Origin of the sequence: Alteromonas marina, assembly GCF_000808575.1 — a bacterium.
In the GTDB taxonomy this organism is placed as follows: domain Bacteria; phylum Pseudomonadota; class Gammaproteobacteria; order Enterobacterales; family Alteromonadaceae; genus Alteromonas; species Alteromonas marina_A.
Genome location: NZ_JWLW01000009.1, coordinates 24,068 through 49,683, shown reverse-complemented (window position 1 = coordinate 49,683; position 25,616 = coordinate 24,068). Strand labels below are relative to the sequence as shown.

The window sequence follows — 25,616 nt, the reverse complement described above, 5'->3', positions numbered from 1 at the left end:
ATTTCATCGCACTTTTTAGTCTTCTCACCTTACCGCAACCTCATACCGCTTCATAATTGGGCAAATTTTTATCGGTGCACCATTTGTGTGCATTATTTTTGTGCGTTCATGAAGCGTTTGTGTGTATGTATATGATTTTTATGGTTAATCATTTGTGGCATGGCTCTTGGTTTATCTTCCGATAGTTGGAAACACGACCATAAATCACAGAATAACCAAAATAAACTGGGAGCAACTCATGAAACTAGTCACAGCGATCATCAAGCCGTTCAAGCTAGACGATGTTCGTGAAGCCATTTCAGAAATCGGCATCGACGGTTTGACCGTGACCGAAGTGAAAGGCTTTGGACGTCAAAAAGGACACACTGAACTTTACCGCGGAGCGGAATATCAGGTGGATTTTCTACCTAAAGTCAAACTGGAAATTGCTGTTCAGGATGATCAAGTAGAGCGCCTGGTAGAAGCCATCGTTGGCGCTGCCAAAACAGGCAAAATTGGAGACGGCAAGGTGTTTGTTTACGACCTTGAACACGCCGTTCGTATTCGAACTGGTGAGTCGGATAGCGACGCGCTGTAAGCCACAACGATATATTTGCGGAGAAAACCATAATGGAAATCACTTTTGAACTTGGGTATGCGCTAGATACCTTTTATTTTCTAATCTGCGGTGCATTAGTTATGTGGATGGCTGCGGGTTTTGCGATGCTTGAAGCAGGTCTTGTTCGAGCGAAAAACACCACAGAAATTCTAACTAAAAACGTAGCGCTATTTGCTATCGCCTGCACTATGTACATGATTTGCGGTTACGGCATTATGTACGGTGGTGGCGACTGGGGTCCATTCCTAAGCGGTATCATGGCTGATGGCGCAACAGGTGTCGCTGAAGAGCCAGCAACCTATGCACCTTCTGCTGACTTCTTCTTCCAAGTAGTATTTGTTGCAACAGCAATGTCTATCGTATCTGGTGCGGTAGCTGAGCGTATGAAGCTTTGGGCATTCCTAGCGTTCGCAGTTGTTATGACGGGCTTCATCTATCCAATGGAAGGTGCTTGGACATGGGGCGGCGAAGCTGTATTCGGTATGTATACGCTTGGTGACCTTGGTTTCTCTGACTTTGCAGGTTCAGGTATTGTTCACATGGCTGGTGCAGCTGCTGCTCTTGCTGGTGTTCTTGTGCTTGGTGCTCGTAAGGGTAAATACACAGCTGACGGTAAAGTAAACGCGATTCCAGGTGCAAACTTACCGCTTGCAACTTTAGGTACATTTATCCTGTGGATGGGTTGGTTTGGCTTCAACGGCGGTTCAGTACTGGCTACTGCAACTGTTGAAAGTGCAAACTCAGTAGCGATTGTATTTATGAACACGAACGCTGCAGCGGCTGGTGGTGCAATTGCTGCACTTATCGTAGCACGCATTTTATTCGGTAAAGCTGACCTAACTATGGTACTAAACGGTGCGCTAGCTGGTCTTGTGGCAATCACAGCTGAGCCATCTACGCCAACGCCTCTACAAGCTACGCTGTTCGGCGGCCTTGGTGGTATTCTAGTAGTGCTTAGCATCGTTGCGCTTGATAAAGTAAAAATTGATGACCCAGTGGGCGCAATTTCAGTTCACGGTGTGGTAGGTCTTCTAGGTCTTATCCTTGTACCTTTCACTAACGATGGTTCAAGCATCTCTGGTCAGCTAATTGGTGCAGCGACTATCTTTGTATGGGTATTCGTAGTGAGCCTAGTTGTATGGCTAGTGATTAAAGCGGTTATGGGTATACGTGTGAGCGAAGAAGAAGAATTCGACGGCGTAGACATGAGCGAATGCGGTCTGGAAGCATACCCAGACTTCACAAGCAGCCGTTCGTAAGAGAGTCTCGATTAGGCAACGAAACAACAATAACAATAATGCCTTATTACTTCATTTAAGCCCCGCTAATGCGGGGCTTTTTTCGTTTCATGCAATGTGTTTTAAGACCATTACTGAGCTTAGGAAAAGAGCCTAGGCGTAATGTGACAATAACGCTACACTATGAATCGACAGACTAACGCTAGATTTATTATCGGCGACGTTTTAGTAAAAGGACGGTTATGATTGCAAGTGTGCGACTTCTACCTTTGATACTAGCTTTCTTTAGTATCAGTTGTTTGGGCTATGACAGAATAACGGGGCATCCCTTTGCAAGTCGTTCAGAAGTTATTGCAAAGAACGGCATGGCAGCAACGAGCCAACCATTAGCTACGCAAGTGGCGTTGGATATTTTAAAACAAGGCGGCAGTGCAGTTGATGCAGCTATTGCAGCCAACGCCATGTTAGGTTTAGTTGAGCCTACAGGCAGCGGTATTGGCGGCGACCTATTTGCTATTGTGTGGGATGCAAAAGATGAAAAATTGGTGGGTTTAAATGCTTCTGGCCGTTCACCCAGACAGTTAACCAAAGCGGTGTTTGCCGAGCGTGGTTTACATCAAATTCCAAAATTTGGTCCGCTACCCGTTTCTGTCCCTGGCGCTGTAGATGGCTGGTTTGCACTACACGAAAAATTTGGCAAGCTGCCCATGTCTGCGCTGCTTACGCCGTCTATCAAATATGCCCGTGAGGGGTTTCCTGTTTCAGAAGTCATTGCCTATTACTGGCAGATGAATCAAGAGCGAATTGGTCACTATGACGGCTTCGCAGAGACTTTTCTTATCGACGGGAAAGTACCGCAAAAAGGCGATGTTTTTAAAAATCCTGGGTTAGCTGTGACCTATGAAAAGATTGCAACAGGTGGGCGAGATGCTTTTTATAAGGGCGATATCGCGCGCACTATCGATGCTTACATGAAGTCTCAAGGCGGCTTTTTGTCATATCAAGATTTATCATCGCATACCTCAGAGTGGGTAGAGCCTGTTTCCGCTAACTATCGCGGCTACGATATTTGGGAGCTTCCGCCGAACGGACAAGGTATAGCGGCACTACAGATCCTTAATGTGCTTGAGCACTATGACATAGAAGGAATGGGGTTTGACTCAGCTGACTACATTCATACTTTTGTGGAAGCAAAGAAGCTCGCCTTTGAAGATCGCGCTAAGTTCTATGCGGATCCAGACTTTAACGATATCCCTGTCGACTGGCTGATTTCGAAAGAGTACGCCGCTAAGCGTCAGAAACTCATTGATAATGAACGCGCAGCGAATCGCGTTGATGCGGGTATTTATGAGGGGGATACCATTTATCTGACCGTTGCTGATAAAGAGGGCAATATGGTGTCCTTAATTCAAAGTAACTACCGCGGAATGGGCTCGGGCATGACACCTCCAGGGCTAGGTTTTATTCTTCAAAATAGAGGTGAGATGTTTACCCTTGAAGAAGGGCACTTTAATGAATATCGCCCAGGAAAGCGTCCATTTCACACCATTATTCCGGCTTTTGTAACCAGAAACGGTAAGCCAGTAATGAGCTTTGGCGTAATGGGGGGCGGAACTCAGCCTCAAATGCATGCACAAATTATTGTAAACATTCTCGACTTTGGAATGAATTTGCAGGAAGCGGGGGATGCTCCACGTATACTGCACAGTGGGTCGAGTAGCCCAACGGGCGCCTTAATGACTGATGGCGGCTATGTGAGCTTAGAATCAGGGTTCAGCGAAACCGTTCAACGAGAGCTCATGGAGCGGGGGCATAAGCTTCAACGTGTGGTAGGCGCGTTCGGTGGCTATCAGGCTATCGCTTGGGACGAGCAGAAAGGTGTCTATTTTGGCGCTTCAGAAACGCGAAAAGATGGACAAGCCGCGGGCTATTAAGCACACTAGAGTAAATAATAGGCGGCGGAGTTAATTTTTCCCCCGTTTGCTGCTTCGCTTTAAAGGGTTTCAAAGTTTGAAGCAGCCGCTACACTTTACAATAAGGTTCGCACAACAAAGCGCGGCGAATGATCGCCAGCAGCGAAACGTCAGAACAAGACGTTAATAACAACAAGAGCGGCAATGACACAACCACAAAAAGGCCTTTGCGCTGAGCCAAATTTACATGCACAGTATTTGTTACTGAACGTCATTGATGACGATAGCCAAGCCGTACGCGCCAAGCTATCTCGCGTGCTCGATATATTCGAGCATTTCGAGAATGAGCATTACGAAGCTATGGTCACCGGCGTGGTGGCTATAGGCACCGGTTACTGGGCTGAGGTATACCCCGGTTTGATACCTGTTGAGCTTGCCCCTTTTCCTGACATGCAATGTGATGATAGAAGTGCCCCCACTATGCCTTGTGACCTCTTTATCCAAATTCGCGCTGATAGGTTAGATATTTGTCATGCGGTTGGCATTGAAGTGATGGATTTGTTGCGTATTCATGTAGAACTGGTAGAGCAAATAAGAGGGTTTAGGTATTTAGATGGCCGTGACCTCAATGGTTTTCTCTATGGCGCAGATAATCCACGTGGCATGAAGCGTAGACAAGTCGCGATTATTGGCGAAGATGACCCTGATTTTAGCGGCGGAAGCTATGTTCACGTTCAGCGTTTTCGGCACGATTTAAGGCGCTGGAACAGCCTTTCAAGCCGTCAGCAAGAACAAGTGATGGGCACCACGCAAGAACACAATTTGATAAGTAGCGAACAGTCTGAATCTTCGCATTGTGTTAGGGCAAGCACAGTTGCTCCCGATGGCGACGAACCTAGGTTGATAAAGCAAGGTATGCCCTACGGCGACATGGCTTCTCAAGGGTTATTTTTCGTAAGCTGTAGCGCAAGCGCGCGGCCTTTTAAACAGATGCTTCACAGCCAAATATATGGCAACGGAGAGGGCGACTACGACCGCTGGTTGGACTTTACCAGTGCTGAAACAGGTGCTGCGTTTTTTGCTCCTTCTATTAGCTTTATTCGTCGGCAGGCAAAGCTCTCAGAAAACTAAGAGCTTTGTATAAGAACAGATCTTCATCGGAAGAAGAAAATGCTTCAACACCCAGTCGACCGACGAAAAAAGTCAGTTTGATAAACGTTAAAGAACCAGAGCGCCGTCCCAATCAGGCGCAAGGTCTAAATTTCTATAAATTCGGCACACATCAATATGGTGGTGTACAAGAGAGTCATTAGGGCTAATCGCTAGCGCTGTTTCAAAGTACGCGATAGACTCTTCCCACTGCTGGTTAATTCTACACGCCAGGCCCGCTGCAATCTTCGTTTGCACGGCAAGTTTTTTATCTTGCTCCTGCTCTGGAAGATGGCTAAGAATTTCATAAATCTCAATAGGCGCTTTTCGCCCTTTTACCCTCACCCAGTCAAGTAGTCGGGTTTTGATCGGAAAGCCAGGCCCTATTATTTGAAGTACTTGAGCGCTTACGATTATATCGGCCTGATACTTAGGGGTAAGCGCTTCTAACCGAGATGCGATATTGACACTATCACCTATCACCGTGGTATCCATCCTATCTTCTGAACCTACGGTTCCCATAATGACTTGGCCGAAGTGAATACCTATACCCATATTGATAGGTTCATAGTCACAATTTTTTCTGTGCCCGTTATAGATGGTTAACGCCTTGCGTAAATCTAATGCCGCTTGAACCGCATCCAATGCTTTCTGCTTAGGGGTTCCGCCCTGGTGGTCGAACAAGGCCATTATGCCGTCGCCCATAAACTTATCAATAAAGCCTCGGTTTTGGTGGATAGGGTCATTCATTCGCGTGAAATATGAATTCAGAAAATTCATCAGTTCTTGCGGGGTAATACTTTCAGAGAAACCAGCAAAGCCACGAATATCACAAAACATGATGGCGACATCGTTTTCAGCTGCGTAGCCAAGCTCCAATGAATCCACATCAGTCGTAGCCATGTGCTCAACGAATTGGCGGGGTACAAACTTTTGAAAAGTTTGAGTGAGCTTCATGGCTTCGTCGGCGGCAGCCTGAAATCGAGCTTCGTCAGCGGCCTGAAGCGTGGCTTCATACTTACTGGTGTTGCGTGAAAGGGCTTTTCTTAGTCGATATTTGAAGCGTCTGCTGCGCCTGATGTAAAGAATGCTTATAACAGCGCTATACACAATAAGAGCGCTTAACGCACTTGTTTGCCAATCCATTGTTAATCAAACCTTTCAATTTCCTACAGAAAAACAGCAAAAAGGGGCAAAAATTATGCTGCTAAGAAAGTATAAAGGAGAATTCGGCGTTAACACATTACTTTTGATTACATTTGCAAAAGTGTTAGCGCCGAACTTTAATTAACGATAAGGGGGCTGATAGTTTATAAGGTTGAGAACACTTTATCTGCCGCAGCCAAAGTTTTTTCAATGACTTCAGCATCGTGTGCTTTTGAGACAAAGCCAGCTTCGTAAGACGCTGGGGCTAAGTAAACACCTTGTTCTAACATACCGTGATAAAACTTATTAAACTGCTCGGTATTACAGTTAATCGCCTGCTTATAGTTAGTGACCTTCTCTACGTCCGTAAAGAATATCCCAAACATACTGCCGGCAATATTAGTAGTTAGGCTAATATTGTGTTTGTCAGCCAGCGCTTGGAACCCATCAACGAGCTTTTGTGTATTCTCAAAGATAGAGTCGTAAAGGCCAGGCTGTTTAATTTGGGTTAATGCAGCAAGACCTGCGGCCATGGCAACCGGGTTACCTGAAAGCGTACCTGCTTGGTAGATAGGTCCAGTTGGCGCGATATGAGTAATAATGTCACGACGGCCACCAAAACAGCCCACTGGCATGCCGCCGCCAATGACTTTACCCAAGCAAGTCAGGTCTGGTTTGATGTTGTAACGCTCTTGCGCCCCGCCGCGAGATACGCGGAAGCCTGTCATTACTTCATCAAAAATCAATATGCTGCCATATTGGTCACAAATAGCGCGAAGTCCTTCAAGGAAGCCTTCCACAGGAGGGATACAGTTCATGTTACCTGCGACAGGTTCAACGATAATGCAGGCGATATCATCGCCGTGAGCTTCAAAGATTTCTCGAACGCTATCTAGATTGTTGTATTCAACGGTAAGCGTATGCTCAGCAACATTTGCTGGAACACCTGGTGAACTTGGCACACCAAGGGTTAGTGCGCCAGAGCCTGCTTTCACTAGAAGTGAGTCCGCATGCCCATGATAGCAGCCTTCAAACTTAACAATTTTGTTTCTGCTGGTGTAGCCGCGAGCAAGACGGATGGCTGACATGGTGGCTTCTGTGCCCGAGTTCACCATGCGCACCATTTCCATTGAAGGAACTAATTCACTGACAAGTTCGGCCATGAGCACTTCAGCTTCGGTAGGTGCACCGAAAGATAGGCCGTTATACGACGCTTCAATTACCGCTTCGCGAATTTGAGCGTTATTGTGACCAAGAACCATAGGGCCCCAAGACTGAATATAGTCAATATATTGTTTGCCATCCGCATCCCACATGTAAGCGCCATCAGCTTTCGTGATGAAGCGAGGTGTACCGCCTACTGCTTTAAAAGCGCGAACGGGTGAATTTACGCCACCAGGAATGGTTTTTTGGGCGCGGGTAAATAGGGCTTCAGATTTTTGCATGTAATTACTTACTCTTATTGCTGTACCAAACCACGTCACGCTCGTACTTAGTGAGAAGGTTTTCCACACCCAGAGTAAGCGCAAACAAAGCCATTCTGACAAGCACACCGTTGTCGGTTTGTCTAAAAATGGCGAGGTTTGGATTGAGGTTTAGATCGTTATCTAATTCGTTGGCTTCCATACGTGAATCTCGCGGAAGTGGATGCATGATAACGGTCTTCGACTGAAAGTGTTTCGTGTAAATCGACTGATTAAGGCGGAACTTACCTCGGTATTTGTTAGCTTCTTCCTGAGAAGGAAAGCGCTCTTCCTGAATGCGTGTTTGGTAGCATATGTCCGCATCCATATTCCCTTCAAGGGTATCGGTAATCGTAAGCTGGTGCCCCGCATTTTCGATGGCGTCTATGATAGGCTGAGGCATGGCCAGCTCTTTTGGCGAAATGAGCGTAAAGCGAATGTTTTTAAACAAACATAACAAGCGAGATAAAGAGTGTACGGTTCGGCCGTAGCGCAAATCACCAATCATGGCGATGTGCAAGCCGTCAATGCCGTGGCCATTGTATTCCAGTTCACGTTTAATCGTGAACAAGTCCAACAGCGCCTGGGTAGGGTGTTCATTTGCACCATCACCACCGTTGATAACAGGTACACGACTACCTTCGGCAAATTCTGCCACTGAACCCGCTGCAGGGTGTCGCATTGCAATTATGTCAGAATAGCCGCTCAGCACACGGGCTGTGTCGTACAATGACTCACCCTTAGCAAGCGCAGAGCTCGACATGCCGGTGGTTTCTCTTACTTCGCCACCTAAAAGGTTGAATGCGGTACCAAAGCTAACTCGCGTACGGGTACTTGGCTCAAAGAAAAGGTTGCCGAGAATGGCGCCATCTAGCACGGTTGTGCGCTTTTGTCGTTTGGCATAGGGTTGCATGGAATTGGCAACTGAGAACACTTTCTCAATGGCCTCGCGATCGAATTGATTAACCGAAAGAATGTGGTTACCGGTAAAGTCAGACATGCGCTTCTCAATCATCAACGAAAACGGCGCTAGTTTATAATACCGCTGGTATTAAGTCATTAGGGCAAGGTTAATCTTGTCTCACGTTTCGTTAAGTTTGGCCAACGGTAAAAGCTAGATTAATGCTTTTTTTAAAAGCATCAGCATTTGGCGTTTTGCTGTGTGTAGTGAGTGAAAAGTAAGAGAATCTTTTCAGCTGCGCTATTTACGTGTGCTGTGATCTCTTCGTCTTTCAGTGGAGACTGTATGCCGCAAAGCATCATGGTGTGATATTCACCCTTCAGTAGTGCGCAAAAGTCCACAGCAAGTTGCTGTGCAACCTTAGCATTCAAGCTGCCTTGTCCAAATTTCTCAATGACTGAACTCAGTGTAGCGAGCGATGCTTCAGGGCCTGCTTGATAAAAAAGCGTAGCTACGTGAGGGCTGTTTACTGCTTCGGCTATAATCACGCGGAATATGGCGATGGCTTCAGGGTCTTGTAGTAAACGCACAAACTGACAACCCACTTTTTGTAAGCATTCAAACAGAGAAAGTGAGCCAGAGGTGGCGTCTATGAGTTGTTGAGTGTCGAGTTGATATGACCTGCACTTTGATGAAATAGCCGCTTTAAAAAGAGCATCTTTACTTTCAAAGTGAGAGTAGACGGTCTGTTTAGACACGCCCGATGCTTTAGCTACCGTATCCATTGATGTATTCGCAAAGCCTTCTTTCAGAAACAAGCAAGACGCGGCATGTAGTACAAGGTGGTATTTTTCTTCACTTTTAGGACGGCCTTGCTTTTTGGTGGTTGCCACGTATGTTCTCACTTTATTGCAGAATATTTAAATATCAAACTGGACGGTCTAGTATTTATATACTAGCATAGCACAATAAGTATGCAAATATAGCCTAAAGCATTCGCTAAATTGGTTAAAGGAACTGTTATGACTGCTGCAAATACGCCAACTAAAAGTGGTAAATTCACGTTAATAATTTCGATTGCCGCTTTTACTGCAGCATTAGTGATACTTTTAATGACGGCCGGTTTGGGTAACGCAACGCAAGCGCCAGAGGCAAGGTTGCCCGCAACAGTTTCCACTGGCCAGGTAAAAATTCAATCAGGCTTTGAAACACCTGTTAACGTATTTGGTTTAGTTGAATCACCTAAGGCAACGTCTTTGTCTTTTGATGTCGCAGGTCAAGTTAACCGCATGCTCGTAGAAGAAGGCGATGTAGTAAAGAAAGGCGATATGCTTGCGCAACAAGACATTGCGCGTCTTACTGCGAGAAAAAGAGAACTTCAAGCTGCAATTGAACGCGCAAATGCTGACCTTGCTCTTGCGAATGTAAACAGCGATAGAACCAAGTCATTGGTAGAAAAAAAGCTAGAATCCGCACAACGATTAGATGAAGCAAAAGCGAATTTAAATGTTGCGAAAGCCCAATTGAGTGAGATGCAAGCCGCCCTCGAATCTCTTAATGTGGAGATAAGAAAAACCACACTTTTTTCACCGTTCGATGGTGTAGTCAATCGCCGCTTTTTCGATGAAGGCAGTGTGGTGAGTGCAGGCAGTCCTGTGTTTGGTATTACAAGCAGTGAAAATTACCAAGCGCGCTTTGCGGTGCCCGCTGACGTTGTAGAGCAATTTGACGTAAATGAACCTGTGCTTGTACGCGTTGGAGATCTAGATGTAGCAGGGACGGTATCTCAGCGCCTCCCCACGCGCAACGTGCAAACTCGAACCGTTGATATCCTTGTTACCCTTAATAGCAATGAACGTGTACGCCCCGGCGATATGGCCATTTTGTCTGCGTTCCGCTCTCATTCTGAAACTGGCGCATGGCTTCCAGTTAACGCATTAAGTAATGGGCTTAGGGGGCTATGGCGTGTCTTTGTGTTACCAAAAGAAGGAAACGCCACCTTGCAAGCACGTGTGGTAGAAGTGGTATACACCGACGGTAACAAGGCGTTTGTTCGCGGCGCACTTGAAGACGGTGATATATATGTTGATGAAGGGACGCATAAATTAGCGCCAGGGCAGATGGTAGCCATTCCCAGTCAACAGCAAGCTGGGGCGCGTTAATGAAGTCATTCAATGTCGACACCGATAAACCCTATCCTTGGTACACGCTGTTTTATCGACGTGGCCATTTGCTGATTTTAAGCTTGTTGATTTTAATCACCGCAGGCTTATCAGCATTGGGCTCTTTGCCACGTATCGAAGACCCTCGAATAGATACAAGAAATGCGTTGATCATCACTCAATACCCAGGAGCATCAGCCGAGCGGGTTGAAGCCTTAGTCAGCGATGTGTTGGAAGACAGGTTAAGAGAAATATTTGAGATCAAGGAAGTAAAATCCACGTCTCGTGCAGGTATTTCTATTATCTTAATTGAGACTCAGGACTGGATTAATAACAAAAGCAACGAGCAGCTATTCAGTGAAATTCGCGATGCAATAGGTGCAGCCGCTGAGTCTTTTCCACAAGGCGCAATGGCCCCAATATTTGACGAAAAACGGGGGGCAACTGCCTTCACCTTATTGCTTTCTGTACGTGCCGACCATTTTGAAAATACCCCTATTACACTCACTGCTCGATTGGCCCAAGAACTGACAGACCGCCTTCGCAACGTTAATGGAACTGAACTCGTGCGTGTATACGGCGCACCGCAGGAAGAAATCAGTGTCAGTATAGACCCTATTAAGCTTGCCGCCACAGGGCTTACACTGCAGCAGGTAAGCAACACAATTAGCCGAGCCGATCCCAAGTTGCCCGCTGGCATGCTGAACACCGAGCAGAGCAACGTGCGCTTCACAGTGGGAGAAGGGTTAAATGGCGTCAATATGATAGCGTCAATTCCTTTGATGAACGCGCAGGGCCGCTACTTGAGGGTAGAAGATGTGGCGTCGGTAGAGCGCAGTTACACCACACCGAGAGGCGAGGTAGCCTTTTTAAACGGTGAAGAGTCAATTTTCGTAGCAGCCCGTATGCAGCCTTCGCTACGTTCTGATGTGTGGACTAAAAATGCGTTAGCGGTTGTTGAGCAATTTAATAAAGATTTTAGCGGCACCTTGACCGCTACTGTGGCATTTGAGCAAAACGAATATACGGCAAACCGCTTGGCTGACTTGTCGATGAACCTGCTTATGGGGTGTGCTGTTGTCATGATGGTCATTCTATTGTTTATGGGATTTCGAGCGGCGTGGATTGTGGGGTTAGCACTGCCATTGTGTGCGGCCTTTGCCCTGTTTTCGTTAAGCTTTTATGACGAGCAGATACATCAAATGTCAATTTTTGGGATGATTATCGCTATCGGCTTGCTTATTGATAACGCCATTGTGATCACCGATGAAATACGCATTAATCTACAAGATCCCAACTTAACTCGGGTGGGAGCAATGGCTAAAAGTGTATCTCACCTATTTGCGCCGTTATTGGCGTCAACACTCACTACCATTCTTGGCTTTATGCCTATTTTTCTGCTTGATGGGAATATAGGGGATTTCGTAGGGCCTATTGCGATTAGTGTGGTTATGGCGCTTATTGGTTCGCTGTTTATTTCATTGACGATAATCGCTGCGTTAGCCGCTCGATTTTTACCAAAGCACCACAATGACTCGTCCTCCGAAATCGTATCAAAGCCTTGGTGGAAAGTTGGATTGCAAGCTCCCCAGCTAAGCCTAGCATTCAAGAAACAATTAGGTCGCTGGATAAAGCAGCCTGTTTTAGTGCTGCCGGTTATAGCCTTACTTTGCTTGTCCGGCTTTGTGCTGTCTTCAACACTCGCTAACGTGTTTTTCCCAAGTGCAGATAGGGATCAGTTTGAAGTCTACCTGTGGACGAAAGAGGGAAGCAGCATCGATAACACGACTCAATATGTTAAAAAGGTTGATACCGCTATTCGTGACGAGCGAGGGGTGAAGCAAGTCAGTTGGTTGGTGGGCGGATCAGCACCGTCAGTTTATTACAATCAAATGATGACCCGTGACAATATGCCGTACTTTGCAAATGCTGTTGTATCGACACACACGGTAGAAGACGCCGTAGCGCTAGTAGGTAATCTTCAGCATTCCCTTGATAGTGAGTACCCTGAAGTACAAATTGTAGTACGAGCCTTTGGACAGGGGCCCCCCATTGCCGCGCCGGTTGAAGTTGAAATCTTCGGCCCCGATCTTAATATACTGAACGACCTAGGTGATAAGGTGCGTATGCTGATGTCACAAGTTGACGGCATATCTCAGTCGATCACCAGTATTTCAATGGGTGAACCTGAGCTTAAAATAAATGCAGACAGCGATAACTTGTCTCACCTCGGCTTAACCCTTTCTGAGCTTGCCAATCAGATGCAAATTAACTTCTCGGGGATTACTGGCGGTTCAGTGCTTGAAAGTACAGAGGAAATTCCCGTTAGAGTGCGACTTGATGAGGCATATAGGCAAAATGTAACGGGTGTGGATGCTATGCCTATCCCTGTAACCGGCGATAATGCTATTTCTTGGTCTCCTTTGGCCGCAGTGAGTAATTTAACACTACAGCCTGCAACCAGCAGCATTACCCGTGTAGACGGAGAACGACTTAATCGCATCCAAGCCTTTTTGCTTCCTGGTGTACCGGCAATTGACGCTAGTAATCAGCTAAGAGATTTGCTTGAGAGTAGGCTGGTATTGCCAGAGGGCTATAGGATCCACTTGGCCGGTGATGCAGATGAACAGCAGCAGGCGTTAGGTAAACTTGCGACGTATGCCCCAGTCTTATTAGTGCTAATGGTGACCACGCTCATTTTAACCTTTACTAGCCTACGCATGGCTGGCGTAATCGCGCTAGTTGCTATTCTCTCTGTAGGACTAGGAATGTTTAGCTTGTGGATTTCTGGTTTGCCAGTTGGGTTTAACCCTTTACTTGGTTGTGCAGGGCTTATCGGCGTTGCAATAAATGGCTCGATAGTCGTTATCGCCGCGATTAACGCTAACCCCAAAGCTAAGCAAGGCGATACCAAAGCCATCGTTGAAGAAACCATGAGCTGTAGCCGACATATTTTATCCACTACTTTTACTACTGTGGGTGGCTTAATACCGCTGCTGTTGTTCAGTGAAGGGAGCTTTTGGCCGCCGCTGGCTGTTGTGCTTGCTGGTGGCGTAGGCTTTTCTGTTATTTTATCTTTGGTGTTTACCCCGACAATAGTGGCAGCATTTCAACGATATCGTTATAGAAATCACACATTAGCTTAATTTTACGGTTAAACTATCCCTCTTTAACAGGCGTATAAGAAAGTGTTGTTAGCGTATGCGAAAATCAAACCCAATATTGCGCTGGTGGCATACTGACTGCGTGAAATGCAAACGCATTAGACTCTATATTGTTTGGGCTGTAATTATGTTGGTGGTGTATTTGTATGTCTGGCACTAATGTTGAACCTATCTATATTCGAGCTTCATCGAAAAGTAATGGCATTACTAGCATTGTATTGGGCTGCGTAGGTCTGTTTATTGCAGCGCTATGGCTGGCCTTTCTACCAGACTGGTTGTTCTTAGCGGGTATCTTTTTGACAAGCGCAGCGTTGGTGTGTTTGCTGGTCGGCTACTTCAAAATACGCGAGCCAGACTACAGCTTGGAAATCGCAAAAGACTATATCACTTATCGTCATCGCCTTGGCTCTTGGCGTATTCATTGGGACAACTTACAGCGTGCAGATTGCCCCCGTGTGCGGCATGGACTTGACCATGTTCCTCTAGAAACAATCGGTTTTAAACTGAAAAGCTATACAGATTTCCTCAATACTATTTCACCAAGGCTTGCGACCCATTTACTCATGGAGCAACGACCTTTGTTAATGCAAAATACTGATGAGGGGTGCGCATCGGGGAGTTGCTATGAACAATCAATGTTTGATGACAAACAGTATGTTATGGAGGACGGCACCGTTATTAAGGGAATCAAAGCCATGCTAGCACACCGCATGGTAGAGCTAAGAAAAAGGCTGGGTTTTGACATTTTTATCGCAAGTTCAGAGTTAGACAGAGAAGCCAGCGAATTTGCTAGGCTAATTGCCCAATGTCAGCAAACACGTCAGTCATCCCTAGACAGTTAATCAGAAACACACGCTTTACTCGAAGTGTAAAAAACGCGCCGTTAAAGGCCAGATTTACTCTCTCGTAATATTTTTTCGGCTTCCGCGATAAGTGCAGGTAAATGCTCATCCACAAGGTTATGTTGACCTAGTTTAAGCGCACTTTCGGTTTCATGTGCAAGGTGCTGCATAAGTGGAAGGCCAGTATAGCAACACGCACCGTGTAGCTTGTGCACTTCGGTTTTAAGTTCGTTGTAATCTTGTTTTTGCCAAAGTGTCGAAAGCGTATAGATACATTCTGGTAGCATAGCTACGAAGCCATCTAACATCTCTCTTGCTGTATCTTGATTTTGATTAGCACGCTTTAATGCGAGCTGCCAATCGACAGAGGGCAGTTCAATTTTTCCTGGTTCAATATTGTGACACCATGACTTAATAAGATTAATTAGCAAATCTATTTCAATGGGTTTGGGTAGGTAGTCATCCATACCAGAAGCAAGTAAGCGCTCCTGTTCCTCTTTGAAAGCATGAGCAGTAACGGCAATGATGGGCGTGCCCATATTTATAGGGGACTTCCGAATCTCTCTGGTAGCTTGTATACCGTCCATCCCCGGCATCTGAACGTCCATCAAAATCAGGTCGAACTCTTGTGTTTGACACTGGTTAACGGCGTCTTGTCCGCTAATTGTCGTAATTAGCTCTACAGGTGAATGATCAAGCCATGTATGCAGGAGCTTTAAATTCATTTCCATGTCATCAACGGCTAATATTTTTACACTGGGAAGGCTACCAATCTTCTCCTGCATCGCATTTTTTGCCGGTGTCGCGTGCTGATTCACCAAACTATCTAATTTAGTCAAGGTAATGGGCATGCGCACTTGGGAATGGAAATGTTGCGAAAGGCTGGGATATTGAGCAAACGGTTCGGGTCCAGAATACCAGAGAATGCGCTTTTGAGCCGGGAATTGTACAAACCGGCTAAGAAAAGTATCACGTAGCGACATTTTACTTACCGGTACCGTTGCCATGAAAAAGTCATATTGACCATCTAGTGTAGCTAAGTAGTCCAAAGACTCCACTGAAATGATATTCGCGCCTAAGATAGATAACATGTTAGCGCTTGAGCGACGGGTTGCAGGAATGGGATCGAATATCACAACGCTTTTCCCTTTCCAATCGTTGCTACTTGTCAGCGAATACTTTTGGCTTAACTGATTCATGCGAAGGGATACGCTAAAAGTTGAGCCCTGGCCAAGAACACTTTTAAGGGTAAGGTCGCCATTCATTAGGCGAACTAACTCTCTGCTTATAACAAGGCCTAAACCTGTACCTTGATAATTGCGATTAAGTGCATCATCTACTTGTGAAAAAGCGTTAAACAGCTTTTTCCTGTCCTGTCGGCTAATTCCAATACCCGTATCTTCAACGGTAATATTCAACTCGTGGATGCCGTGCGCTAACGAGCGCCCACTTGCTGAGAATGTAATGGCTCCACTGGATGTAAATTTTAATGCATTACTGAGCAGGTTATTTAGCACCTGTTTGATGCGAAACACATCGCCAATAAGCTTTTCAGGTAGCGGGTTTAAGTCAAAAACGAATTCAATACGCTTACTGTGCGAAGATTTAGCCATGATGGTGACCATCTCTTCGAGCAATTTATTGGGCGAAAACGGTTGATTGTTTATTTGCAATTTACCGGCTTCAATTTTTGAAAAGTCGAGAACATCGTTAACTATAGTGAGCAAGTTTTCAGCGGCGGTATTGACGATTCGCACTTGCTCTTGTTGATCTGTTGGCAAGGGCGCGTTGTTGAGTTCTTTGCTGAAACCTAGTATCGCATTAAGTGGAGTTCGAATTTCGTGGCTCATGTTCGCTAGGAACTGAGACTTCACATTGCTGGCTTTGATCGCATCTTTCCGCGCAATGTCTAAGCGCGCGTTTTGCTCTTCAATAAGCTCAACATTGTTGCGCAAATCGTTAGTGGCTTGCTCTACCTCACTTTCAAGCTGACCTCTGCTTTTCTCCATAAGCGCGAAAGAGAAAAGTCCTGCCTCTAGAAAAACGCCAACCTGAAAACAGTAGGTAGTAAAATCATTAGAGGGCAAAACGCCGATAAGGCTTAACATGCCAATAATAGCGCCGGTGGCAAGCATGCTCCATGCAAAAATAAAATAGCGTGCAGGTTTGAAATTATTAAAGAAGGCTTCAAACCCCGCGCAGATATAGCTCAAAATCGCTACTAGGCCTACGCCATATACAAGGTTGTTCTTCCATATAGAGGGGAGAAGATTGATAAAGCACACTAGCCCTGTTAATACCTGGCATACCAATAACAGTTTGATAATGGGATGGGCAGTGGAGGAATGTTTTTCGGTTTCTAAAAACGTCATGGTAAATAAGCCTGAGCTTATACCAATAATGACGAATATTAGCTCTGAATGACCAACCAGCAATGATGGAATGCCTTGGGTGAACAATAGGTGTGTATGCCCGCCCCACACAAACTGCCACAAGATTACCGCCAGTATATAGCCCACATACGCAAGTAGACTCTTTTCTCTTACGCCGAAAAACAGCGCTAAATTGTAAATCGCTAGAATGAGTAAGCCACCGTAGAAAAAGCCCCACAGCAAACTGTCCATCTGAAAGTAACTGCTATGCAGAGGTTCAGCTTGAATACGAAGCGGGGCAATCAGACTGGATGAATGGCTTTCAATGCGAATGTAAAGGTCGACGGGGTCGCTGTTGGGAAGTTCAACACGAAAAGTCGGCACGCGAAAACGTTGTTCCTTTTGTGCTTTTCCCTGATGACTTTGACTAATGACCTTTCCATCTTTTACTAGGTAAAAATCAACGCTATCCAGCTGGCTAAAGTTGATTGAAAAGACCCAGTGTTTGTCGTTCGAAACATTGGTTACCGACGTAAGTAGCCACATGCCGTTATTACGAAAGCCAAAATTGGGGTTGTCGTGTGGATGCATTAAAAAGTCGCTTCGCCTTCTTGATACATCACCAATGGTAAGCTGATAGTCAGTTTCGAATAAAAAATACAGTGAATCTGACAAATCAAGCGTACTTTGTTCATCAAAAAGCTGCTCGATATGCTGGGCATGTAAGCAGGAGGGCAAGAAGCTACCTAACAAAACAAGCAGAAAAGAGAATACGCGAAATATTGCCATATTAATCTGTACTTTAATTACCGTCTGAATAAAGGTTTTATTATTTTTGGGGTGAATATTGAACGGCAAAATTCATCCTTCTCTATTTAACCACTCTATGTACGTAATGACAAAATATTGCGCCACAGCCGTTAATCACTAGGTTTAGTTTATTACGGAACAAAGGTTAAACAGCCTTTTTGAGCGCTCAAATGCTATGACAAATGTTTTCAAGGATTGCACACAATTGCGGTTTACCCCACAATAGCTTTATTGCTCGCGTGAATTCACTATGTGGTGCGCTAAACCACCCATAAACGACCGCCTCACTAGCACGAGCCTATTGGTATTAATAACAAAACGAAAAAACTATCATGAGTGACGAGATCATCATTAATCGCGATGGGGTAGAGCAACTTCCTCTTCGACGTTTCACCGAAGACGCTTATCTAAACTATTCCATGTACGTCATCATGGACCGTGCACTTCCACATATTTCGGATGGCTTAAAGCCTGTTCAGCGACGCATCATTTATGCGATGTCAGACCTAGGCTTAAGTGCAAACGCCAAATATAAAAAATCGGCGAGAACCGTCGGTGATGTGCTGGGTAAGTTTCATCCTCACGGCGATTCTGCCTGTTATGAGGCGATGGTGCTCATGGCTCAGCCTTTCTCTTATCGCTACCCTTTAGTAGATGGTCAAGGCAACTGGGGTGCGCCGGATGATCCGAAATCGTTTGCTGCCATGCGTTATACGGAAGCTAAGCTCTCGCGCTTCTCTGAAGTGCTGCTGAATGAACTTGGACAAGGTACTGTAGACTGGGTACCAAACTTCGATGGTACGTTAGAAGAGCCTAGTGTTCTACCTGCCCGCTTACCTCATATTCTCTTAAATGGTGTGACAGGTATCGCAGTGGGCATGGCGACCGATATTCCACCGCACAACGTAAGAGAGCTGGCTAATGCGTGCGCTATGTTGCTGGATAACAGCAAAGCCGAACTTAGCGATGTGCTAGAACACGTTAGTGGACCTGACTATCCTACCGAAGCTGAAATTATTACGCCAAAGGCTGATATTCAAAAACTTTACGAAACTGGCCGTGGCTCGATAAAAATGCGTGCAGTATATGGCGAGGAAAACGGTGACGTTGTTATAACTGCCTTGCCACACCAAGCGTCTGGTGCCAAGATACTAGAGCAAATTGCCGCGCAAATGCAGGCGAAAAAGTTACCGATGGTAAGCGATCTTCGAGACGAATCGGATCATGAAAATCCAACCCGTTTGGTGATTACGCCTCGCTCAAACCGCATTGATGTCACCCAATTAATGCAGCATTTATTCGCAACTACCGACCTTGAGAAAAACTATCGCGTTAACCTGAATATGATTGGTCTAGACGGCCGTCCGCAGGTTAAAGACTTGCGTACCATCTTGTCTGAGTGGTTGCAGTATCGCAAAGATACGGTAACGCGTCGTTTGCAGTACCGCTTAGACAAAGTGTTAGCTCGCCTGCATATTCTAGAAGGTTTGTTGATTGCGTTTCTAAATATCGATGAAGTCATCGAAATTATTCGTACTTACGATAAACCAAAACCTGAATTAATGTCCCGTTTCGGATTAAGTGATAAGCAAGCTGAAGCTATTCTCGAACTTAAGCTTCGTCACTTAGCCAAACTGGAAGAAATGAAAATTAAAGGCGAGCAGGACGAACTTGCCGCAGAGCGTGACAAGCTACAGCAGTTGCTTGGTTCAGATCGCCGTCTTAAAACGCTTATCAAAAAAGAAATTCTTGCAGACGCTGAAAAATATGGTGACGATAGACGCTCGCCAATTGTTGAGCGTGGCGAAGCTAAAGCCTTGTCTGAAAAAGAGTTGGTGCCTGCTGAATCAGTAACGGTAGTACTTTCAGAAAAAGGCTGGGCACGTTGTGCGAAAGGTCACGATATTGATGCGGAAGGTTTAAGTTACAAAGCGGGTGATGCCTATTTATCCAGCGCCGAAGGCAAGAGCAATCAGCCTGCCGTGTTTATGGATAGTTCAGGTCGTACTTTCTCTTGTGACGCTCATGGATTACCGTCTGCACGAAGTCAGGGAGAGCCGCTAACAGGCCGCTTCAGCATAGTGGGTGGCGAGTCATTCCAACACGTCATTATGGCGCAAGACGAAAGCAAATTCTTAGTAGGTTCTGATGCAGGCTATGGCTTCGTAGGCACGTTTAAAGATATGGTGAGTAAGAACAAGGCAGGTAAAGCCTACTTATCATTACCTACTGCCGCAAAAGTAATGAAACCCATGCCAGTGACTAACCCTGACTCCGATTGGTGCCTAAGTATTTCAAACGAAGGTCGTATGCTCATGTTCCCTCTACGCGATTTACCGAGTTTAGGTAAAGGGAAGGGGAACAAGCTTATCAATATTCCTTCAGCAAAATCACAGTCTCGTGAAGAGTATGTGAAGGTGCTTGCTGTTGTACCTGATGGTGCCGCAATTAAAGTGGGAGCCGGTAAGCGCAACATGACACTGACGGCTGACGACCTTACCCACTATCAGGGAGAAAGAGGCCGAAGAGGGAATAAATTACCGCGAGGACTACAGCGGGTTGATACGGTTGAAGTTGTCTTACCCAGCAAGGACGAAACATCTGAAGATTTGTCATAAAGTTTAAGTTGTTCTTATGCTTAGGTGAACTACACTCAAAAAGGGATTAGATGAGGAATTTACATGCTAGGCATAGTTTTTACATCGTTAATCGATATGCTCGAGGAGAAAGTTTCTCCTGAGTTTGCTGACGATGTCATCATGGAAGCTGGGTTAGAAAACGACGGCGCTTATACCGCAGTGGGCTATTACCCGTTTGAACAAATGCAACGCCTGTTAGGTGTGCTGGTGGAGAAAACGGGTAAGTCAGCTAACGAGCTACTCTACGATTTTGGCTATTACTTATTTGGTAAGTTAGGTGCAGTACATCGCGACGTGCTAGCCAGTACAGAAGGCATGTTGGATATGCTGGAGCACTTGGACGGCGACATTCATGTTCAGGTTAAGAAGCTCTACCCAGACGCCGACCTACCCCGATTTACGGTGATATCCAGAACCGATAACACCATGCGCTTACAGTATTATTCTGAAAGAGAATTATATCCTTTAGCAGAAGGCTTGATGGACGCAGCCGCAGCTCATTACAACTGCACCCTGGAAAGGGAAACCCATCAACTAGATAGGCCTCATACCTACGAATTTAGTATATCTCTCGTTTAACGGAGGCATGTTATGTCAGATGGAACAACGCATAGCACGCCTTCTGGTAGCGACCGTGCTGCGTTACTTGAAAGGCGTTTAAAGCGAGAGCGAAATGCGAGAGAGCAAGCCGAAGCTTTGCTGAGAGAAAAGACGCAAAGTTTGTATGCTACGCTTCAAAAAAGCCAAAGTGCACAGAAAGATTTGGAACTTGCACTATGGGCGTCGCAGGAGTCTTTTTGGAATTGGGAGGCAGAGAATGACATTATGGAATTTCGCTCATTCTCACTACATTCTGAAAGTGTATCTACCTGGTCAGGCACCTTAATTGAGCTTCTAGAGCGGGTACATGAGGACGATTTAGACGGTCTGCAGTTTCACTGGAGCATGGCGCTACACGGCAATCGTGACCGTATAGAGTTTTCTTTTCGCTTAAAGCTCGACAGCGATTTTCAGTGGGTAAGGCTGCGCGGGCGCGTGCTGAAGCGCGGAAAAGCGGGTGAAGCGCTTCATATTGTTGGCACCACAAAAGACATTACTCAGCAGCGCAAAGCTGAACAATCGTTTCACTTAATGGCCTCTGCTTTTGCGAGCTCACGTGAGCCCATGTTAGTACTCTCACCTGATCTTGTTATCACAGAATGTAACGATGCATATATTCAGCTGATTGCTGCGCCTTTTAAAGAGCAATGCATTGGTTTGGATTTCAACCAAATATTCATTGCTGAGAAAGTCGATAAAGTGCAGTTGGCGCTTGATAAACAAATTCGCTTCGAGTCGAAAGTGAAGACGCAAAACGGCGAAATTAAGGTTGTCGATATCTCGGTGGCTCTGTTTGAGACCTACCAGCAAACGTCATCTTATTTAATTGCTACAATGCGCGACATCAGCGATAGAAAACGCAACGAAGCTAAACTACGTCAACTGGCATTGCACGATGAGTTAACCGGCCTTTCCAATCGCAATTCGCTGCGTGAGTCCATCTCCGGGTTAGTACAAAAAGAACAGCACTTTATTTTGGTCTTTATTGATCTGGACGGGTTCAAAGCAATTAACGATAACGCAGGGCATGAAAGAGGGGATATTGAGCTTCAGCGCGTAGGAGCGCTCCTTACTGCCATATTCGGCCCGATAGGGGAAGTCGGCAGGTGGGGTGGTGATGAGTTTATTGCCGTATTGCCTAATCAGAATGTTGAGGAAATTGCTGAACGCTCTGAGCGGCTTATCAGCCAGATAGAAGAAGACGCCATAACCGTAAAAACGTCGGAGCTTAGGCTGTCTGCCAGTATTGGTATTGCTGAATTTCCAGAACATAGTGATAACCTAGAAAGCCTGGTGCAGTGTGCCGACGCCGCAATGTACCGTGCGAAAGAGCTGGGTAAAGGTCAGGCGTTTATTTACGAGTCAGGTCTCTATGAGAGCATGACCCAGCAGGTCAGTATGGTGAATGACTTGCGCAGAACGGTAGAGAACCACCTTCTCGATTTCTATATTCAGGGTAAATACGATCTAAACGGCGAGTTAAAGGGCGGTGAAGTACTGTGTCGCTGGATTTCAGGCTTGCACGGTGTTGTATCGCCAGCAGTGTTTATTCCTATAGCAGAAGAGTACAAGCTAGACAGTGCCATAGGCCTTCAAGCGCTGGAAGCGGCATGTGATTACATTTCAATAATGGAGTCGCAGCAGGGTGATGCCATTCCTTTGTCTGTGAATATCAGCGCTAATCAGATGCTTGACCCAGAATTTCCAAATCAGGCAATGTCTATCTGTATGGATAATGATGTGTCTCCCGAATTTATTGAACTAGAGCTCACTGAGTCGGTCTTTATTCGCGATGAAAAATCAGCACTTAGAGCATTAAACACGTTGAGAGATCATGGGTTTAGACTGTCTCTGGATGATTTTGGCAGTGGCTTTTCATCTCTTAGCTACTTGCGAAGTTTCCAGTTTGAAGTGGTTAAGGTGGATAAAAGCTTAATTCAGGGTATTCACCAAGATAGCAAAGCCAATGCGCTATTTAATGGTTTGATAGCCATGTTAAAGAGTTTGCAAATAGATGTGGTGGCTGAAGGCGTAGAGTTGGAGTCTTATTTGCCTTTCATGGAGCAGGCCGATATTCAGCTAATGCAGGGGTTTTACTTCGATAAACCAATGCCTTACGATCAGTTCTTGGCAAGGCATACTACTGAGCCTAATCGGTAATGTCTTCAGCTAAGCATAAACAAAAAAAGCCCTATCGGGCTTTTTTAATGACTAAGCAGACTCGTTACTTAGCATTGGTGCTTTCAAAGATTTTATCTGCCGATGCGGCAACAAAGCCTTTGTAAAGCTTGCCATCAGGCATTTCATAGCGTTGTGCAAACTCGTAGAAGCAGCTTGGAATTGCCACAGTCTCGTCGCTAAACGCTACGTCAGCACGGTCAGCCATCGTTGATGATTGCGCTAAAAATACGTCTGGCCCACCTTTAATTTCGCCACCTGAGGTGTTCAGCACAAAGCCTGCTTCTTTAAGCAATGTGTTTACGTCGGTAAGCTCGTCAGTACGGGTTAAGTGATTAACACTTACCGTAAAGTGGTTAGCACGGAAGCCCCATGCCGCCATCCACGCCGCGTATTCTGATTCGTTAAGCAGTGTGTCGTATTCTGCTTTAGTAACGTCCCAATGTTTACCCGAATACAAGAAGTTATCTGCATCCACTACAGACTCAGGCATTTGATCAACCATCTTCTTGATAATTGCTTGAGCAGTTTCAGAAAGCTCATTTACACGAAGCTCACTAATAAATACTTTTGGTTTAGTATCGTCAGGGTGCTCGAAATGCTTTGCAGTAAGCTTTTTCGCTTCAAAGTCATAGTCGCCTTTAGCTTCATAACCCAATGCTAAGAAGTGCGCAGCAAGCTTGTCTAAGCGGGTTTTATCAAGAGCAAAAGTTCGAAAAGCTACATGGTCGTTAACGATGTCGTTCGTGTTTTCTTCACCCGCTAATAGTGCATGAATTTTATGCGCTGAGGGAGTGATGGTAACGTAATCGTCCCACATGTTGCTAAACAACGTATCGATGTTGCTATGCATGGTAGTAGGGTCCTTTCTGTCGTTGACTATTTTAAAACGAATAGTTCTTATAGGGTTGGTACTAAACTGGCCGACACAAAAGTTGCATCGGCCTTTTTATAACGTGAAAAACTTAAGTTACATCGACAAACCAGGGCTTAATTTGCCTGGCATAGTAACTTTATCAAGTTCAACTGATGCAACTGGGTATGCACAGTAGTCGGCTGCGTAAAACGCGCTTGCTCTGTGGTTACCACTGTCGCCCACACCACCAAACGGCGCAGCACTACTAGCACCCGTGATAGGTCTATTCCAGTTTACGATGCCCGCGCGAATGCGTGCGAAGAAGTAGCGATAATCTTCTTCGTTGTCGCCAAGAAGACCTGCTGACAAGCCAAAGCTAGTGTTATTAGCTTCTTCAATCGCAGCGTCGAAATCGCTGTAACGGATCACTTTTAGCAGTGGACCGAAGTGTTCTTCGTCAGGCAGTGAGGCAAGCATGTCAGTAACATCAATAATGCCTGGGGTAGCAAAACCTTTGTTCTCGTCTTTTTGTTCAAGGCGAACTAGTACTTTACCACCAAGGTTTTCAAGCTCTTGCTGTGCTTTTACCATAAGAGCAGCGGCATTGCTTGAGATCATTGCGCCCATAAATGGTTGATCTTCAGCGTCATAATCACCCACCTTAATATTCTTGGTCACTTCGATTAAGCGAGCAAGGATTGCATCACCCTGTGCATCGGCTGGTAAGAATAGGCGACGTGCACACGTACAGCGCTGACCTGATGTAATGAAAGCAGATTGAACGATGTCGTGTACGGCAGCATCAACATCAGCTACATCTTTTACGATTAACGGGTTGTTACCACCCATTTCAAGGGCCAAGATTTTACCTGGGTGACCTGCGAACTGCTCGTGCAAGATTTTTCCTGTGCGCGAGCTACCCGTAAAGAAAAGACCATCGATATCGTTATGCGACGCCAATGCCTTGCCCGTTTCAACTTCACCCTGTACTAGGTTGAGTACGCCCGCTGGCAGGCCAGCAGCGTCCCACAGCTTCACCATTTCTTGTGCAACCATAGGCGTTAAATCGCTTGGTTTAAACACAACTGTGTTACCTGCAATAAGGGCTGGAACAATGTGTCCGTTTGGCAGGTGGCCAGGGAAGTTGTATGGGCCAAATACAGCAACAACACCGTGAGGCTTGTGTCGAATGAAGGCTTTACCTACAGGCATTGGGTTTTCAACGTTACCCGTGCGCTCAAAATAGGCTTTTTCAGAAATACCAATTTTGCCCATCATGGCGCCAACTTCAGTGGCAGTTTCCCACTCTGGCTTGCCCGTTTCTTTAGCCATTACTTTGGCAAGGTGCGCTTTAGCTTCTTCTAGCTTAGTGCCGTAAACCTTTATTATTTCAAGACGCTCTTCAACGGTTTTCATGCTCCATGCTACAAGTGCAGCACGAGCAGCGTTAATTGCGTCATCAATTTGAGCGGCGGTCGCAGACTTACCTTCCCAAATCACTTCGTTTTTTGCAGGGTCAACTGATGTTAAGTCATGACCTTGTCCGGCAACCCATTCACCGTTGATAAAATGTGTATGTAGCATA

General features: G+C 45.7%; 17 protein-coding genes. 10 read left to right on the top strand and 7 right to left on the bottom strand.

All coding sequences use genetic code 11. From position 1 onward, the window contains the following. Window positions 1–238 precede the first annotated feature (238 nt). The 4 genes from glnK to RJ41_RS04790 all read left to right on the top strand — a co-directional run bounded on the left by glnK (window position 239) and on the right by RJ41_RS04790 (window position 4,880). Entirely contained in the window at window positions 239–577 is a 339-nt protein-coding gene (gene glnK, locus RJ41_RS04805; RefSeq protein ID WP_012516988.1) for a P-II family nitrogen regulator, read from the top strand. A gap of 32 nt (window positions 578–609) precedes the next feature. Beyond that, window positions 610–1,857 (top strand): ammonium transporter, encoded by a 1,248-nt coding sequence (locus RJ41_RS04800; protein WP_039217693.1) that lies wholly within the window; start codon window positions 610–612, stop codon window positions 1,855–1,857. 221 nt (window positions 1,858–2,078) lie between these two features. Then, window positions 2,079–3,770: a gamma-glutamyltransferase gene (gene ggt, locus RJ41_RS04795; protein ID WP_039217692.1), complete on the top strand. Its 1,692-nt coding sequence runs from the start codon at window positions 2,079–2,081 to the stop codon at window positions 3,768–3,770. Between the two features lie 183 nt (window positions 3,771–3,953). Further along, window positions 3,954–4,880 carry a Dyp-type peroxidase gene (locus tag RJ41_RS04790; protein WP_039217689.1) on the top strand — a complete coding sequence of 309 codons (927 nt, stop codon included), beginning with the start codon at window positions 3,954–3,956 and terminating at the stop codon, window positions 4,878–4,880. An 87-nt stretch (window positions 4,881–4,967) separates the two neighbouring features. On the opposite strand, the gene RJ41_RS04785 is transcribed toward RJ41_RS04790, so the two are convergent. The 4 genes from RJ41_RS04785 to RJ41_RS04770 form a co-directional block, all read right to left on the bottom strand. Continuing rightward, a complete protein-coding gene (locus RJ41_RS04785; RefSeq protein WP_039217686.1) occupies window positions 4,968–6,044 on the bottom strand; it encodes an adenylate/guanylate cyclase domain-containing protein in 1,077 nt (358 codons plus the stop codon). 164 nt (window positions 6,045–6,208) lie between these two features. After that, the gene (hemL, locus tag RJ41_RS04780) at window positions 6,209–7,489 is read right to left on the bottom strand and encodes a glutamate-1-semialdehyde 2,1-aminomutase (protein ID WP_039217683.1); all 1,281 of its coding nucleotides are present in this window, start codon (window positions 7,487–7,489) and stop codon (window positions 6,209–6,211) included. Window positions 7,490–7,493: 4 nt separating this feature from the next. Then, window positions 7,494–8,507, bottom strand: a complete 1,014-nt coding sequence (locus RJ41_RS04775; protein WP_014948009.1) for an aspartate carbamoyltransferase — start codon at window positions 8,505–8,507, stop codon at window positions 7,494–7,496. Window positions 8,508–8,647: 140 nt separating this feature from the next. Further along, complete coding sequence (locus RJ41_RS04770) at window positions 8,648–9,301, bottom strand: TetR/AcrR family transcriptional regulator (RefSeq protein WP_039217681.1); 654 nt, start codon at window positions 9,299–9,301, stop codon at window positions 8,648–8,650. Window positions 9,302–9,430: 129 nt separating this feature from the next. Here RJ41_RS04770 and RJ41_RS04765 point away from each other — a divergent pair, with 129 nt between their 5' ends. The 3 genes from RJ41_RS04765 (at window position 9,431) to RJ41_RS04755 (ending at window position 14,576) form a co-directional block, all read left to right on the top strand. Continuing rightward, window positions 9,431–10,570, top strand: coding sequence for an efflux RND transporter periplasmic adaptor subunit (locus tag RJ41_RS04765; RefSeq protein ID WP_039217678.1), 1,140 nt, complete (start codon window positions 9,431–9,433; stop codon window positions 10,568–10,570). After that, window positions 10,570–13,716: an efflux RND transporter permease subunit gene (locus RJ41_RS04760; RefSeq protein WP_039217677.1), complete on the top strand. Its 3,147-nt coding sequence runs from the start codon at window positions 10,570–10,572 to the stop codon at window positions 13,714–13,716. The genes RJ41_RS04765 and RJ41_RS04760 overlap by 1 nt, the downstream gene beginning before the upstream one ends. A gap of 164 nt (window positions 13,717–13,880) precedes the next feature. Then, the gene (locus RJ41_RS04755; RefSeq protein ID WP_039217675.1) at window positions 13,881–14,576 is read left to right on the top strand and encodes a DUF2982 domain-containing protein; all 696 of its coding nucleotides are present in this window, start codon (window positions 13,881–13,883) and stop codon (window positions 14,574–14,576) included. 41 nt (window positions 14,577–14,617) lie between these two features. Here RJ41_RS04755 and RJ41_RS04750 read toward each other — a convergent pair whose 3' ends face one another. Continuing rightward, window positions 14,618–17,737 (bottom strand): hybrid sensor histidine kinase/response regulator, encoded by a 3,120-nt coding sequence (locus tag RJ41_RS04750; RefSeq protein ID WP_039217777.1) that lies wholly within the window; start codon window positions 17,735–17,737, stop codon window positions 14,618–14,620. 353 nt (window positions 17,738–18,090) lie between these two features. Here RJ41_RS04750 and parC point away from each other — a divergent pair, with 353 nt between their 5' ends. The 3 genes from parC (at window position 18,091) to RJ41_RS04735 (ending at window position 23,157) form a co-directional block, all read left to right on the top strand. Continuing rightward, a complete protein-coding gene (parC, locus tag RJ41_RS04745) occupies window positions 18,091–20,376 on the top strand; it encodes a DNA topoisomerase IV subunit A (RefSeq protein ID WP_039217673.1) in 2,286 nt (761 codons plus the stop codon). Between the two features lie 63 nt (window positions 20,377–20,439). Then, window positions 20,440–20,976, top strand: a complete 537-nt coding sequence (locus tag RJ41_RS04740; RefSeq protein WP_039217672.1) for a heme NO-binding domain-containing protein — start codon at window positions 20,440–20,442, stop codon at window positions 20,974–20,976. Window positions 20,977–20,988: 12 nt separating this feature from the next. Beyond that, window positions 20,989–23,157, top strand: a complete 2,169-nt coding sequence (locus tag RJ41_RS04735) for a putative bifunctional diguanylate cyclase/phosphodiesterase (protein ID WP_039217671.1) — start codon at window positions 20,989–20,991, stop codon at window positions 23,155–23,157. A gap of 64 nt (window positions 23,158–23,221) precedes the next feature. On the opposite strand, the gene RJ41_RS04730 is transcribed toward RJ41_RS04735, so the two are convergent. Next, on the bottom strand, window positions 23,222–24,028 hold the full coding sequence (locus tag RJ41_RS04730; protein WP_039217670.1) for a DUF1338 domain-containing protein: 807 nt from the start codon (window positions 24,026–24,028) through the stop codon (window positions 23,222–23,224). A 117-nt stretch (window positions 24,029–24,145) separates the two neighbouring features. Then, complete coding sequence (gene astD, locus RJ41_RS04725; RefSeq protein WP_039217668.1) at window positions 24,146–25,615, bottom strand: succinylglutamate-semialdehyde dehydrogenase; 1,470 nt, start codon at window positions 25,613–25,615, stop codon at window positions 24,146–24,148. Window position 25,616 lies beyond the last annotated feature (1 nt).